Source organism: Saccharospirillum sp. HFRX-2 (assembly GCF_043196805.1).
GTDB lineage: Bacteria > Pseudomonadota > Gammaproteobacteria > Pseudomonadales > Natronospirillaceae > Saccharospirillum.
On the sequence record NZ_JBEBMU010000001.1, the window covers coordinates 699,875 to 712,878 of the forward strand.

General features: G+C 54.9%; 16 protein-coding genes. 11 read left to right on the plus strand and 5 right to left on the minus strand.

Annotated elements, in window-relative coordinates:
- Positions 1-6: 6 nt before the first annotated feature.
- The gene (locus tag ABMA60_RS03450; RefSeq protein ID WP_392798738.1) at positions 7-996 is read right to left on the minus strand and encodes an LLM class flavin-dependent oxidoreductase; all 990 of its coding nucleotides are present in this window, start codon (positions 994-996) and stop codon (positions 7-9) included.
- A 139-nt stretch (positions 997-1,135) separates the two neighbouring features.
- Between ABMA60_RS03450 and ABMA60_RS03455 the strand changes: the two genes are divergently transcribed.
- Positions 1,136-1,753 (plus strand): LysE family translocator, encoded by a 618-nt coding sequence (locus tag ABMA60_RS03455; protein WP_392798741.1) that lies wholly within the window; start codon positions 1,136-1,138, stop codon positions 1,751-1,753.
- 4 nt (positions 1,754-1,757) lie between these two features.
- On the opposite strand, the gene ABMA60_RS03460 is transcribed toward ABMA60_RS03455, so the two are convergent.
- Together ABMA60_RS03460 and ABMA60_RS03465 are read right to left on the minus strand one after the other, a co-directional pair.
- Complete coding sequence (locus ABMA60_RS03460) at positions 1,758-2,303, minus strand: DsbA family protein (RefSeq protein WP_392798744.1); 546 nt, start codon at positions 2,301-2,303, stop codon at positions 1,758-1,760.
- A gap of 99 nt (positions 2,304-2,402) precedes the next feature.
- A complete protein-coding gene (locus ABMA60_RS03465; protein WP_392798747.1) occupies positions 2,403-2,756 on the minus strand; it encodes a hypothetical protein in 354 nt (117 codons plus the stop codon).
- 321 nt (positions 2,757-3,077) lie between these two features.
- Between ABMA60_RS03465 and ABMA60_RS03470 the strand changes: the two genes are divergently transcribed.
- Together ABMA60_RS03470 and ABMA60_RS03475 are read left to right on the plus strand one after the other, a co-directional pair.
- Positions 3,078-3,536 carry a GNAT family N-acetyltransferase gene (locus ABMA60_RS03470; protein ID WP_392798750.1) on the plus strand — a complete coding sequence of 153 codons (459 nt, stop codon included), beginning with the start codon at positions 3,078-3,080 and terminating at the stop codon, positions 3,534-3,536.
- Between the two features lie 27 nt (positions 3,537-3,563).
- Positions 3,564-3,830: a hypothetical protein gene (locus ABMA60_RS03475; RefSeq protein ID WP_392798753.1), complete on the plus strand. Its 267-nt coding sequence runs from the start codon at positions 3,564-3,566 to the stop codon at positions 3,828-3,830.
- Between the two features lie 53 nt (positions 3,831-3,883).
- On the opposite strand, the gene ABMA60_RS03480 is transcribed toward ABMA60_RS03475, so the two are convergent.
- The gene (locus ABMA60_RS03480) at positions 3,884-4,291 is read right to left on the minus strand and encodes a DUF1761 domain-containing protein (RefSeq protein ID WP_392798755.1); all 408 of its coding nucleotides are present in this window, start codon (positions 4,289-4,291) and stop codon (positions 3,884-3,886) included.
- Between the two features lie 171 nt (positions 4,292-4,462).
- Positions 4,463-4,864 (minus strand): GFA family protein, encoded by a 402-nt coding sequence (locus ABMA60_RS03485; RefSeq protein ID WP_392798757.1) that lies wholly within the window; start codon positions 4,862-4,864, stop codon positions 4,463-4,465.
- A gap of 106 nt (positions 4,865-4,970) precedes the next feature.
- Here ABMA60_RS03485 and ABMA60_RS03490 point away from each other — a divergent pair, with 106 nt between their 5' ends.
- The 8 genes from ABMA60_RS03490 to ABMA60_RS03525 all read left to right on the plus strand — a co-directional run bounded on the left by ABMA60_RS03490 (position 4,971) and on the right by ABMA60_RS03525 (position 12,880).
- Positions 4,971-5,939 carry a helix-turn-helix transcriptional regulator gene (locus ABMA60_RS03490; protein WP_392798760.1) on the plus strand — a complete coding sequence of 323 codons (969 nt, stop codon included), beginning with the start codon at positions 4,971-4,973 and terminating at the stop codon, positions 5,937-5,939.
- 237 nt (positions 5,940-6,176) lie between these two features.
- Positions 6,177-7,193, plus strand: coding sequence for an isopenicillin N synthase family dioxygenase (locus ABMA60_RS03495; protein WP_392798763.1), 1,017 nt, complete (start codon positions 6,177-6,179; stop codon positions 7,191-7,193).
- Positions 7,194-7,580 carry a VOC family protein gene (locus ABMA60_RS03500; RefSeq protein ID WP_392798766.1) on the plus strand — a complete coding sequence of 129 codons (387 nt, stop codon included), beginning with the start codon at positions 7,194-7,196 and terminating at the stop codon, positions 7,578-7,580.
- Between the two features lie 30 nt (positions 7,581-7,610).
- Positions 7,611-8,699, plus strand: a complete 1,089-nt coding sequence (locus ABMA60_RS03505) for a BMP family ABC transporter substrate-binding protein (RefSeq protein WP_392798769.1) — start codon at positions 7,611-7,613, stop codon at positions 8,697-8,699.
- Positions 8,696-10,222: an ABC transporter ATP-binding protein gene (locus ABMA60_RS03510; RefSeq protein ID WP_392798773.1), complete on the plus strand. Its 1,527-nt coding sequence runs from the start codon at positions 8,696-8,698 to the stop codon at positions 10,220-10,222. The genes ABMA60_RS03505 and ABMA60_RS03510 overlap by 4 nt, the downstream gene beginning before the upstream one ends.
- Complete coding sequence (locus tag ABMA60_RS03515; RefSeq protein ID WP_392798776.1) at positions 10,215-11,306, plus strand: ABC transporter permease; 1,092 nt, start codon at positions 10,215-10,217, stop codon at positions 11,304-11,306. Before ABMA60_RS03510 ends, ABMA60_RS03515 begins: the two co-directional genes overlap by 8 nt.
- Positions 11,307-11,308: 2 nt before the next feature.
- Entirely contained in the window at positions 11,309-12,235 is a 927-nt protein-coding gene (locus ABMA60_RS03520) for an ABC transporter permease (RefSeq protein ID WP_392798779.1), read from the plus strand.
- A 3-nt stretch (positions 12,236-12,238) separates the two neighbouring features.
- Positions 12,239-12,880, plus strand: a complete 642-nt coding sequence (locus ABMA60_RS03525; RefSeq protein WP_392798782.1) for a cysteine hydrolase family protein — start codon at positions 12,239-12,241, stop codon at positions 12,878-12,880.
- Positions 12,881-13,004: the final 124 nt, after the last annotated feature.

Below are 13,004 nucleotides of genomic sequence, written 5' to 3' on the forward strand. Positions count from 1 at the left end.
CGACGCTTACAGCCCCTGCATCGCCTCGGCGCCGATGCTGTACGATTTCAGCCGGGCGGCGTGATCAAAAATCGGCCCGGTTAAAATCACCTCATCGACCTGGGTTCGGCTGATAAAGGCTGCCAGCCAGCGCCGTACGGTCTGCGGTGAACCCACCGCAGATTCCACCAGAGCGTGCTCCACCTGCATGCGTTCCATCGGCGAACCGATGCTGTCCGGGTCATCGACCGGCGGCGGCATCTTGCCCGGTGTGCCCCGACGCAGCGCGACAAACTGCTGCATCATCGACGTCTTCAGCCGTTCGCCTTCGGCGTCGGTATCGGCGGCGAACAGATTGGCGGCAGCCGCACAGTAAGGCTTGTCCAGATAGGCCGAAGGTTGGAAACGTTCGCGATAAATCGCCAGCGCCTGGTCGAGCATATCCGGTGCGAAATGCGAGGCGAACGCGAAGGGCAAGCCCAGAGCGGCCGCCAGTTGCGCCGAATACAGACTGGAACCGAGCAACCAGACGGGAATGCGCGTACCGGCACCAGGAACAGCCTTGATGCGCTGACCTTCCTGCAGCGGTTCCAGATAGGCCAATAACTCCTGGACATCGTCAGGGAAACGATCGGCGGCCGACATGGGGTCACGACGCATTGCCTGCATGGTGGCGCCATCGGTGCCCGGAGCGCGGCCCAGACCCAGATCGACCCGACCCGGATACAGCTCGGCCAAAGTGCCATATTGTTCGGCGATCACCAGCGGTGAGTGGTTGGGCAGCATCACACCGCCGGAACCGATGCGAATACGTTCGGTGCCTTCGGCAACAAAGCCGAGCGCAACCGAGGTCGCGGCGCTGGCGATGCCGGTCATATTGTGGTGTTCGGCCATCCAAAAACGGGTGTAACCGAGTTGTTCAACGTGGCGGGCCAGATCGCGACTGTTGTGCAGCGCCTGGCGGACGTCGGAACCTTCGGTGATGGGAGCGAGATCGAGTACAGAAAAGGCAGTCATAAGGGCTCCAAAACTGGGCGGTTGGCGAATCCCTCTATAAGATGGGAATCGAACTTGGCCCTGTTATGGGGTCATCAATGGTCAGCGCAAGCCGTGCCAAAGGTCAGCTTTGACACGCTGCGTCTATAAAAGCGGGACGATGATGATCAGCCTTGAATTCCTACTGACTTCTCTTGTTGTGGTGCTTATTCCCGGCACCGGCGTGCTTTACACCCTGGCCACCGGACTATTCGTCAGTCGGCGTGCCAGCTTTTATGCAGCCGCCGGCTGTACCCTGGGCATCGTGCCGTCGCTGTTGGCGAGTGTGCTTGGCCTGGCGGTGATCTTTCACACCAGTGTGCTGGCGTTTCAGATCATCAAGTACGCCGGTGTGATTTATCTGCTCTATCTGGCCTGGTCGATGTGGCGTTCCAGCAGTCCTTTGAGCGTGGCTGAAAACAGCCATGAAAAGGACGCTTGGTCGGTAGCGCTGAAAGGCATGCTGATCAACATCCTCAACCCCAAACTGTCGATTTTCTTTCTCGCCTTTATGCCGCAATTTGTCCAACCCGAGGCAGGACAACCTTTGATGCAAATGCTGCTGCTCGGCGGCGTCTTTATGCTGATGACTCTGGTTATTTTTATCGGCTATGGACTCATCGCCAATCAATTCCGGCAGTGGGTCACCCAATCGCAACGCGCCGCTGTGGTGCTGCAAAAAATCTTTGCCGGTAGCTTTGCAGCGCTGGGGGTAAAGCTGGCATTGACTGAACAATAAAGTCTCAGCCAACCAGTGCCTTGGTCCAATCCTCGACGCTGTCACCGCTGCCCAGCGCCGGTTGTACCAGACCATCGACCATAAAAGTAGGCGATACATGGATGCCATTCTGGCGTGCGTATTTGCAGTGGCGTTTGATCAACTGATCGAGATCGTGCTGTTCAAAAGCGGCGGTTAATTTAACGCCGCTGTAAGTTTCCAATCGCGCCAGAATATCATTGGGTGTGGCATCACGATTCGGGCCTACACAGTGATGTTCGAACTCGAATTCCTCGCGATGATCAGCCACCGCCTGCAATACCTTTTTGGCTTGGTCACGGCCGTTGTCGAGCGTCGAAGCCGCCAGCACAGCGCGAACAATAACACCGGAAAATAAATGCCAGGGCTGTGACTGCAACCAGATTTGCACACGGATCTGATTACTACCAGCGTGCGCTAACAGCGCATCCAGTTTATTAAAGGCTTTAACCGAAAACGGGCAGGTGGGCTCGAGAAAGACTTCGAAGCGACGCAGTCCGCTTCCCCAGATCAATGGTTCGGCGATATGCATATCGTTAGCCTCAATAATCACTATAAGACAAAACAATTAGTGGGGCGCCAAGGGTAGTGGTTTGCGCAGGCGCCCCGGTTTTAGGTAATTGATCAGCAGTTAGGACTCAGGAATAACCAGAAATTCCAACTCAATATTGGCCTGATTGGCTGCTTCGATCAGGTTTTCCTGAAACTGGGCACCGCCAACAAAGACCACTTTTTTACCATCGATGGAGCCTTCGCCGTCTTTTAGCGCGCGTTCAAGTGTAGCGGCGGCAAGCACATCCGAATCTGAAGTGACGATGGTGGGAATCCCCGGCTCCACCTGTTGCAGATGTGCCAGCAGGTTATCAGAAGGAACCGTAGGCCCCATCTTCAGGCTAGTGGCGAGCAAGGAGTCGCTGACGTTGTTTCCGGCACTGGGAATTTCTGCAATGTATTTCTTGCCATAGGATGATTCGATCATATTCATCCGATTTTCCCTGCTGTGCATACCACCCCCGGTGGCGCAACCAGCCAGCACCAACATCACAAGCGTTAACAGGCTTATCTGGCGTAACATCGATTTCTCCTTGAAGCATTTCAACGGTAAGGTTATTGCAGCCTTGGCGACCCTGGGGCCATGGGGATGCTTTGGCTGATGGTACTATCGTTACATTGGTAAAGGGTAGTTTAAGCGCTGGCGCTCTATGCAAAAGGGGTGCACATCTGTCCGTCTTTGATCACTATTCGATTCATAGTGATCTTCCTTTGCATTGATCGAACAGTATTAACTCAACAGGAGTGCATGCCGATGCCTGTCAGAGCGCCGGAGTCAGCTGAGATGGATGCCGTCTATATGATGGGCTACGACGTCTGGGGTGACGGTGACGACATTGACACCCATCTGAACGATTGCCGACACAGTGCCAAATATGCCGCTGGTGAATGGTTTGTCTGGGACCTCGGTGGCGAGCCGGTGGCCTCGTTAATTGTGTTCCGTGATGGCTATCAATTGGCTGAGCAATGCTATGGCATCGGCGCGGTCGCCACCGAACCAGGACATCGTCGTCAGGGTTATGCCTCGGCTCTGGTACAGGCAGTTGTGAATGTCTTGGCGCAACGTCAGGCTAAGGCGATTTTTCTGCATTGCGACATTGAGTTCGATTTTTATCGGCGCCTGGGTTTCGAGCTTCAGGTAGCAGACAGTCGCTGCATGATGTTGGCTGTTGAACCAGGATTTCAGTGTCTGCGTCTGCCCGATTATTTTTAATACTGTGCTGTGAATTGAGGTGAGTGGATGAAACGCATCCTGGTGCTGCTATTGGTGTTGGTCGGGCTTTATGCCGCCGCCTTCAGTCGCGCCAATCGAGCCTACGAGTTTTGCCTGCAAGCCAAGGGTTTGCCAAGCACCGCCATCGAAGCGCGACTGGGTGAACATTATGAAGTGCGTAACGGCGAACGTCGTTACGATCCAAGCTGGCTCTATGCGTTGCTATTCAGCGACGATATTGGCGTGCGTTATGACCGCAACTGGAACGCCATGAGCGTCAGCTGCGGTGCTTAACATGGTGCAAACAACAAGATTAAAAAAATAATTCTGCTATTAATGCCGCGCTATTAATTCAGCCACTGCAAAACTACGGCCGCCAAGCAGATACACAGCAAATGGTAGCTGCCGGTGATCAAACTGTATAAAAACGGGCGCGGAATATTGGGATTGATGGCGATGTTGACCGTGTTCGCCACCAGAAAACCGATGCCGACCAGCAAAGCCAATAACACAGCAGAACCCAGATCCGCCACCGCGACCCACTGCATCAGTATTGCCAGTGTCAGGGTGATGACCAACATGGTCAGCATCGGTCCGATAATAAAGATTGCTGTTGTCGGTGTTTCGACGTCCGGGTCGCGGCCCAGGGCGAGACGATAAGAGCGCTTAAACAACAGCGTGAACCAGACTGAGCCCAAAATAACATAGGGCAGATAGGCGACAGCGACGGTCCAGAGTTTCAGCGTTGAGAACATTGGGTTTTCCTCAGTGTTGGTGGTGTTCGTGATGTGAAAGGCCGTTTAAAGGCCGGGATCAGCAGCGGCCAGGTACGCAAAACAGTCATGGCTAATTGGCGGTCAACAGAGTCGGCGGCGGCTCGATACCAGCCACTGCTCAGCTGGTGTCCTGGCACAGTCGTTAAACGCCTAGAGGTGACGAGTTTCAGTGGGTGCAGCAAACCAGTTATCGTGGCGACCGTCGCTGTAACGCACTGGAATTTCCGCCAGTTGTTGCGCATCGACCAAATCCAGGCAGGCCAGGTTGACGCTGACAAAGTCGCCGCCCAGCACATCCAGAGTGCCGCGTCCGAACGGGCGCACGCCGCAGTGTTTGCAAAACAGGTGATGCATGACCTCGCCAAACTGGTAATCGCTAAGTGCCGCTTCGCCGGATAACAGGCGAAACTGCTCGGGCTTCAGGCTGACACTCCAGGCACGTGTCTTCGTGCAAATGGAGCAGTTGCACTTGCCACTGCCTTCACTCAGATCGATGTCGGCTTCGAACCGGATTGCGCCGCAATGACAACTGCCGTTGTGGGTGGTACGCATGGATATTCGCTCCGCTGGGTGAATGGAAGCGCCAGCTTAAAAGCCAAATAGGCTGGATTACGCCCTAATTCGATGCCACTCTAAATGTCTCGCTCTGGAGGCTGTTATGACCCGTCCCACCACCCGAGTTTTGGCGTTATTGGAGTTGTTGCAAACGCATCGCCGCCTCAGCGGCAGCGAACTGGCGCGTCGTCTGGAGGTCGATGGACGTACCGTGCGCCGCTATATCCAGACGCTCGAAGAGATGGGTGTACCGGTGGTGGCCGAGCGTGGTCGCGATGGCGGCTATGCGCTGGTCGCTGGTTTCAAACTGCCGCCGATGATGTTTACCGATGAAGAAACCCTGGCCGTGGCGCTGGGTCTGGTCGCAGCCTCTGGATTGGGTTTGTCGGAAAACGAAGTCGCCGTTACCAGCGTGCGCGCTAAGTTGGAAAGGGTGATGCCCGAGCGCCTGAAGCGTCGGGTGCGCGCCATTGGCGAAACCACTCAGATGGCGCGCGCGCCGGCGCGGATCGATATCGACGAAGGTGTTTTTATCACCCTGACGGAAACGACGCTGGCGCAACAGCGAGTTCGGCTGAGCTATTGCAGCGTTGATGGCGAAGTCTCTCAGCGTGATGTGGATCCTTATGGCCTGGTGTTTCGCACCGGCTACTGGTACGTCAGTGGCTATTGCCATCTGCGCAAGGACCTACGCTCGTTCCGACTGGATCGTGTCACCAGTGTCAGCGCTTTGCCGGAAAGTTTTTTACGACCCGCCGATTTCGATGCCGCCCGTTATCTGTCGGACAGCCTGAAAGGTTTGTTTGCCGGTCAGGAAAATCTCTGGGACATCGAAATTATGCTCTATACCCAATCACAAAATGTGTCGCGTCAGTTGGGTTGGTTTGGTGGCGTTTATATTCCCACTGAAACTGGCCTGCTGCTACGCACCTGCACGCCCAACCTGGAATGGCTGGCGTCGTCGCTGTGCTCGTTATCGGTCGATTTCCGCATCGAAAAACCGGCTGAGTTACGCACCGCCGTTGCCAATCACGCCCGGCATTTATTGCAGATGGCTGAAAAGTCCGGCTGACTATCCTCGTCGCCATCGAACATCTTTGCCCCCAATTCGTGCTTTCGTTCAGACCATAAGCTCTAATTTGGACCATTTGATCCACATCAATATCTCCACCAAAAATAACTCCTTGTTTTTATTGCAATTTAATTCTTGGCACGTTTACTGCTCTGCCCAATCCCGAGCGAGCACTCACCCAAAAGGGATGGGTTGCATGGCCTCGCTGTGAACTGAAGTCATTCGAGGGCAAACAACATGACGAAGTTAGAGCAGGTACCCACCATCGATTTGGCGCCCTATTTCGACGGCACCGAAGCGGGCAAACAGCAGGTCGCTCAAGCCGTTGATCAGGCCTGTAAAGACATCGGCTTTCTGGTCATCGTTAATCACGGTATTGATGAAAAACTGGTAGAGCGCGTTTACCAATTAAGTCGTGAATTTTTTAATCAACCCATGGCCGAAAAGCGCAAGGTTGATCGGCCTCGTGCCGACATGGTGCGCGGCTACAGCGCGGTGGCCGAAGAGAGTTTGTCGTACTCGCTCGAAGAAGCTGCACCGGGCGATTTAAAAGAAAGTTTCTCCATCGGTCCGGTCGATGTACCGGACGATAACTACCACAGTCTGGACGTTGCCGGGCCGCATTTTGCGCCCAATGTCTGGCCGCAGAATATTCCCGGTTTTGAACAGGCTTACGCCGACTATTTTGCTGCCATGAGCGATTTGGCGCGTTCGCTGATGCGTATTTTTGCGCTGTCATTAAAGCTCGATGAATACTTTTTCGATGACAAAATCGATAAAGAAATTTCCATGTTGCGTACGCTCAGTTACCCCAATGTCGGCGATAAAATTGAACCCGGCCAGATGCGGGCTGGCGCGCACAGCGACTACGGCAGCCTGACCATCGTCCGCCCGGACGATTCGCCGGGCGGCCTGCAGGCGTGCAATCACAACGGCGACTGGGTTGACGTGCCCTACGTCGAAGGCGGCTTTGCCGTCAACATTGGCGATTTAATGATGCGCTGGACCAACGACCAGTGGATTTCCACCTTGCATCGGGTGGTTAACCCACCGCTCGATGCCAACGCCGAACATCCGCGCCAGTCGATCGTGTTTTTCCATCAGCCAAATTACGACGCTGTTATCGAGTGCCTGCCGAGTTGTCTCGATGCCAACGGCCAGGCCAAGTATCCGCCGGTCACTTCCGGTGATCATCTGAAATCCAAGTTCGTCAAACAGACCACCTTTGGTGGCAGTAAAACCGAGGTGGCCTGAATGAGCACGCTGTCGTACGTCAATGTTTTCGCCAAAGACATCGAAGCACAGAATGTTTTCTATCGGGATTTATTTGGCTTTAAAGAAATTCCGGAGATTCGTTCGCCGATTTTCCGCGGTCTGGATACCGGTAAATCCTGCATTGGTTTTAATGCCCTCGATGCCTACGAACTGCTGCATCTGGATGAATACTCCGACACTCAGGGCTGCAAGTTTTTGCTCAATATTGATGTCGATTCCAAGGAAGAAGTCGATCAGTACGTGCCTAAAGCGGTGGCTTCCGGCGCAACCTTAATCAAGGAGCCTTACGAAACTTATTACCACTGGTACCAGGCTGTTTTGCTGGACCCGGAAGGCAATGTTTTCCGAATCAACTACATGATGTAGCCAACCTAAACCGCCCCAAAGGACATCCCCATGAAACACTTTGCAATCCGCGCCACTATGGTGCTGGCAGGCCTTATTGGTCTGGCCAATTTAAGTTTTGCCGAAGGCTTTACTCTCAGCGGAGAACCGAAAATTGCCATGCTGTATATCTCACCGACGAACGACGGTGGTTGGACACAGGCGTTCGACGAAGCCCGCCAGAAACTCGAAGACGAGTTGGATGTGAAGATTCAGTATGTTGAAAGCGTACCGGAAACCGCTTCGGCAATTCGCCCGGCGGTCGCGCGTTTAATTCAACGCGGCGCCAATATTATTATCGGTACCGCCTTTGGTTATTCCGACACCTTTGCCGCCCTGGCTGAAGAATACCCAGACGTCGCTTTCCTGAACGGCTCGGGCACCACCAACAGCGATAACCTCTTGGCGTTTTATGGCCGTACTTATGAAAGTCAGTATCTGTGTGGCATGGCCGCCGGTGCGGCGTCCCCGACCGGTAAACTCGGCTTCGTTGCCGCCAATCCGTTCGGCCAGGTTAACTGGACCATCAACGCCTACGCCATGGGCGCGCGGGAAATGAATCCGGAAGCCACGGTTACCGTGGTCTACACCGGTGCCTGGAACGACCCGACCAAAGAACGCGCGGCAACTCAGGCGTTGATCGACCAGGGCGCTGATGTGATTGGCCAGCACGTTGATACTCCGACACCGCAATTAGTAGCGCAGGAAAACGGCGTTTACGGCACCGGTCATCACCGTGACTTCCGCGAGTTTGCACCTGAAGCGACGGTCTGTTCTTCGGTCTGGGTATGGGATCGTTTCCTGAAAGACGAACTGGAAAAAATCTTTGCCGGTAACTGGGAGCCGAATCCTTACGGCGCACTGTTGTCGATGCAAGAAGGTGGCACCGACATCGCTTGCTGTGGTCCGGGTGTCGATGCCGAAGAAGAAGCCAAGATTATGGCCGCGCGGGAAAAATTGCTGAACGGCGAACTCGATATTTATGCCGGTCCCTTGTCGGATCAAAACGGCAACCTCATCGCCGCTGAAGGCAAGACGGTTTCCGATGGCGATCTGTGGCAAATGGATTGGTTTGTCGACGGAGTGATTACTCAGCAATGAAGCCAGAAAACGCGATCCAACTGACCGGCGTCAGCAAAACCTTTGATGGCTTTCGCGCTCTGGTTGATGCTGATTTCACCGCCAAGTGGGGTGAGGTGCATGCGCTGCTCGGTGAGAATGGCGCCGGTAAATCCTCGCTGATGAATATAGCGGCGGGGCTTTACGGACCGGAAAGTGGATCGCTGTTTATTGATGATAATGCCGTCGAGTTAAAGGGCCCGAAACAGGCGGCTCAACTCGGCATTGGCATGGTGCACCAGCATTTTAAGCTGGTCACCCCCTTTACTGTGGCCGAGAATATTTTGCTCAATCTCGGTCACCAACAACGCAGCGGCTGGCACCGTCAGCGGCTGCGCCAGGTGTCGGACGATATCCGGGCCATGGCAGAAAAACTGGGCTTTAACATCGACCCAGACGCGCGCATCAGCCGGTTATCGATTGCCGAACAACAGCGCGTGGAAATCGTTAAGGTGCTGCTCGCTGGTGCCAAGGTGTTAATCCTTGATGAACCAACCGCCGTGCTCACCGAAGCCGAAGCCGAACGCTTGCTGACGACGGTGCAGGGGCTGGCGCGTCAAGGCGCTGCGGTGATCCTGGTCACGCACAAGATGAACGATGTGCTGCGCTACGCCGACCAAGTAACCATTATGCGCGCCGGTCAAACCATCACTTCGTTAAAACCCGATTCGGTGTCGGTCGACGAATTAGTAAAGCTGACGGTTGGCGAGTCGACTGCGAGCACCGACCAGGTTGTCGAGGCAACCGAACCTGGCGAAGCCTTGTTGTCGGTTCGTCACTTGGTCAGCCGTGTCAGTAACGGACATCCACCATTAAATGGCGTCAATTTAACGCTGCACCGGGGTGAGATTTATGGCATTGCCGGTGTCGGTGGTAATGGTCAGAGCGAACTCGCCAATGTGTTGATGGGGTTGCCCGAAGCGGTCGATGGCGAGGTTGAATGGATAGGCGAAGGTGCTTTATCTGAACTCAGTGCTTGGCAGCGACGCCAACTCGGCATCGCCTCTATTCCCGCCGATCGCTACGGCGCAGCCTTGGCCGGGCCTTTATCCATTGCCGATAACTTTGCTATGGGCGATATCCATTCCGGCCGTTACGGGCCTTCATGGTGGCTGCGCCGAAGCGCCATCGAAAAAGCCGCCGATGAAGCCGTGCTGCAGTTCGATGTGCAAGGCGTGCGCTCGCAAAAGCAGAAGGCGGCGCTGCTCTCCGGTGGTAATGCCCAGAAGCTGGTAATCGCCCGCGAATTCAGTCAACCACCTAACCTGGTTTTTGCCCACAGCCCCAGTCGTGGCTTGGATGTAAAAGCGACGCTGGCAGTACGAGCGCGCCTAAAAGCAGCGCGCGATCAGGGTGCGGCTGTGTTGTTGATCAGCGAGGATCTCGATGAAGTCCTGGCGCTAGCCGATCGCATTGGGGTGATGTCTGCGGGTCGTATTGTCGAGGAATTTTCTCAGCCGGCCGATCGTCAGGCCATTGGTCAGGCCATGGTGAATCATGTTTGAAACTGCTGTAAAACGTCCGCTGTTAAGTTACAAGTTCGCGCTGGAAATTCGTCAACAGATGGCTTGGTATTGGCAGGCGGTTATCTTGTCTGCCTCTCTGTTGATTGGCCTGCTTATTTCCGGCGCCATTCTAGTGGCCGCCGGCGTTCCGGCCGGTGAATTACTCAACGAATTTGTGCTCTACACCTTGCTCGATGCACAAAGTCTGCAATCGGTTATCTTTCAGGCATCGCCATTAATATTAGTCGGTCTGGCCGGTTGCCTGGCGTTTCGGGCACGGTTTTGGAACCTGGGCCTGGAAGGTCAGATGATCTTTGGCGCCATCGGTGCAACGGCCATAACAATGTGGGAAGTCGGCACGCCGTCGATGCGCTTACCGCTGATGATCATCGCCGCCTTGGTCTGCGGTTTGTTGTGGGCGGTGGTGCCGGCTTTGCTGCGCTTAAAACTGGGCGTCAACGAAATTGTCTCGACGCTGATGTTGAATTACGTCGCCATTAATTTCTTGCTGCACTTAATGTACGGCGCCTGGAAAGATCCTAAAGACGCCTTTCCTTATTCACCCAAATTCGAAGCCTTTGAATTGTTGCCCGATGTATTCGGTAGCCTCAGTTTGTCGATTCCCTTGGCATTGATTATTGCCGTCATCGTGTTCTGGTTTGTCAGTCTGTCTCGGGCGGGTTTGTATCTGCGTTTTGTCGATCAAAGTCCGCGCGTGGCTCGCGCACTGGGTGTACCGACGGCAAGAATCATTTTACTGACGGTGTTGTTTTCCGGTGCTTTGGCCGGTCTTGCTGGATTGATGGTGGCGGCTGGCCAGGAAGGTCGGCTGACGCATTCGTTTTACGTTGGTTACGGTTTTTCCGGCATTCTGATCGCCTTTTTGGCGCGTAATAATCCCATCGCCGCGACCTGTGCGGCGCTGTTGATTGCGACCTTATTTGTCGGCGGTCGCAGCTTACAGGTGTTCTACCAAATTCCTTTTGCCATGGTGCAGTTGATTCAGGCGGTGCTGGTGATCTGCGTGGCCTCGTCGGACTTCTTTATTCGGCATCGCATTCGTCGTATTCAAGGAGGCGATTGAACATGGCTTTAATCAGCAGTTGGCTGGGTAATACGCCAGAATTTGCCGTGCCTTTTGCGTTGGCGGCCCTGGGTTTAATCATCACCGAAAAGTCGGGTGTCTTGGCGCTCGGTGCCGAAGGTTTGATGCTGGTGGGCGCGGTGGTTGGCATTGGTGCTTATCTGGGGTTTGGTAATACGCCGCTGGCACTGATGGTCGCCATGGTCAGTGCCAGCCTGGTGTCTTTGCTGTTTGCCTTAATGGTGTTGGTGATGCGCATCAACCAGGTGATTTCCGGTCTGGTGCTGGTGTTTTTCTGCCAGGGTTTGAGTACCTGGATTGGCAGCCAGTTTGGCTGGGTGAATCGACCGGTGCCCGGGCTTAGCGAGTTTGCGATCTGGGGCTTGGCGGACATTCCGTTTATCGGTCGTATTTTTATTCAAAATGCCGTGGTCTATTTAACGCCGCTGATTTTTCTGCTCAGCGTCTGGGCGCTGTATCGCACCACCGCCGGGTTGCGCTTGCGCGCTGTCGGTGAAAATCCGCAGGCGGCCGATGCGGCGGGTATTCCGGTGTTGGGTTATCGGCTCGCGGCCATCGTAATCGGCGCCGCCTTAATTGGTTTGGCCGGCGCTTTTATTTCCGTGCTCAGCACTAAATTGTGGATCGCCAATATGACCGGTGGCCGTGGTTGGATTGCCGTGGCGTTGGTGATTTTTGCGCGTTGGTCGCCATGGAAAGCGCTGGCGGGTGCGCTGCTTTTTGGCTGCATCGAAGCCCTGATTCCGCAGTTGGCGGCCTCGGGCATTAAGCTGTCGCAGTACTTTGTGTTTATGGCGCCTTATCTGATTACCCTCGGGGTGATGGTCTGGGTCGCGGTCAGCAAGCGCGACAGCAGCAGTCAGCCGGGTGCCCTGGGCAGTGCGTTTATTCGTGAAGAGCGGACCTGAACCATGCCGCTATTAACTCAGCCCTGGCCGCTTAACACAGCCCGCACCGCCCTGATTATTGTCGATATGCAGCGGGTCTTTTGCGCCTCGGACGGTGCCCTTTTTGTGCCCTCGACCGAGGCGATTATCGAGCCTATAAAACGTCTGGCATACGCCTGCCGCGCGCTACAAATACCGGTCATTTATCTGCGTCATATTGTGCGTGGTGATGGCAGCGACAGCGGCCGGATGCGCGATCTGTACCCAGATGTGGATCAGGTTTTGGCGCGCGCTAATCCTTATGTAGAAATCGTCGATGAGCTTCGGCCCGAGCCGGGCGATATCATCGTCGATAAGTTGTTTTACAGCGGCTTCCACAACACCGATCTCGACACCATTCTGCGTGCCCGCGATATCGATACGCTTTTGGTCTGCGGCACCGTCACCAATGTCTGCTGCGACACCACCATTCGCGATGCGGTGCACCGGGAATACAAGGTGGTGGCATTAAGCGATGCCATGGCGGCGATGCCTTACCCGGATTTGGGCTTTGGTGCGGTCTCGGCCGAAGAAGTCCAGAAGGTGGCGCTGACCACCTTTGCCTATGAGTTCGGCGAGGTTGCCCGCTGCGCGGAGCTGTTGCAGCGGCTGCGCCAGGCCTCTTAACGTTTTTCCCAGTTCGTCACCGCGATCGTCGGTGCGCCAGCCAGGCACCGAACAGTGCTTTGTGACTTTAGATAGATAGCAAGCTAATTAATAGTTGGCTAGGATAGCGCTCCTTTTTCATCGG

Coding starts and splice junctions, on each gene's coding strand:
- ABMA60_RS03450 (WP_392798738.1), bottom strand. CDS start 996: ATGACTGCCTTTTCTGTACTCGATCTCGCTCCCATCACCGAAGGTTCC.
- ABMA60_RS03455 (WP_392798741.1), top strand. CDS start 1,136: ATGATGATCAGCCTTGAATTCCTACTGACTTCTCTTGTTGTGGTGCTT.
- ABMA60_RS03460 (WP_392798744.1), bottom strand. CDS start 2,303: ATGCATATCGCCGAACCATTGATCTGGGGAAGCGGACTGCGTCGCTTC.
- ABMA60_RS03465 (WP_392798747.1), bottom strand. CDS start 2,756: ATGAATATGATCGAATCATCCTATGGCAAGAAATACATTGCAGAAATT.
- ABMA60_RS03470 (WP_392798750.1), top strand. CDS start 3,078: ATGCCTGTCAGAGCGCCGGAGTCAGCTGAGATGGATGCCGTCTATATG.
- ABMA60_RS03475 (WP_392798753.1), top strand. CDS start 3,564: ATGAAACGCATCCTGGTGCTGCTATTGGTGTTGGTCGGGCTTTATGCC.
- ABMA60_RS03480 (WP_392798755.1), bottom strand. CDS start 4,291: ATGTTCTCAACGCTGAAACTCTGGACCGTCGCTGTCGCCTATCTGCCC.
- ABMA60_RS03485 (WP_392798757.1), bottom strand. CDS start 4,864: ATGCGTACCACCCACAACGGCAGTTGTCATTGCGGCGCAATCCGGTTC.
- ABMA60_RS03490 (WP_392798760.1), top strand. CDS start 4,971: ATGACCCGTCCCACCACCCGAGTTTTGGCGTTATTGGAGTTGTTGCAA.
- ABMA60_RS03495 (WP_392798763.1), top strand. CDS start 6,177: ATGACGAAGTTAGAGCAGGTACCCACCATCGATTTGGCGCCCTATTTC.
- ABMA60_RS03500 (WP_392798766.1), top strand. CDS start 7,194: ATGAGCACGCTGTCGTACGTCAATGTTTTCGCCAAAGACATCGAAGCA.
- ABMA60_RS03505 (WP_392798769.1), top strand. CDS start 7,611: ATGAAACACTTTGCAATCCGCGCCACTATGGTGCTGGCAGGCCTTATT.
- ABMA60_RS03510 (WP_392798773.1), top strand. CDS start 8,696: ATGAAGCCAGAAAACGCGATCCAACTGACCGGCGTCAGCAAAACCTTT.
- ABMA60_RS03515 (WP_392798776.1), top strand. CDS start 10,215: ATGTTTGAAACTGCTGTAAAACGTCCGCTGTTAAGTTACAAGTTCGCG.
- ABMA60_RS03520 (WP_392798779.1), top strand. CDS start 11,309: ATGGCTTTAATCAGCAGTTGGCTGGGTAATACGCCAGAATTTGCCGTG.
- ABMA60_RS03525 (WP_392798782.1), top strand. CDS start 12,239: ATGCCGCTATTAACTCAGCCCTGGCCGCTTAACACAGCCCGCACCGCC.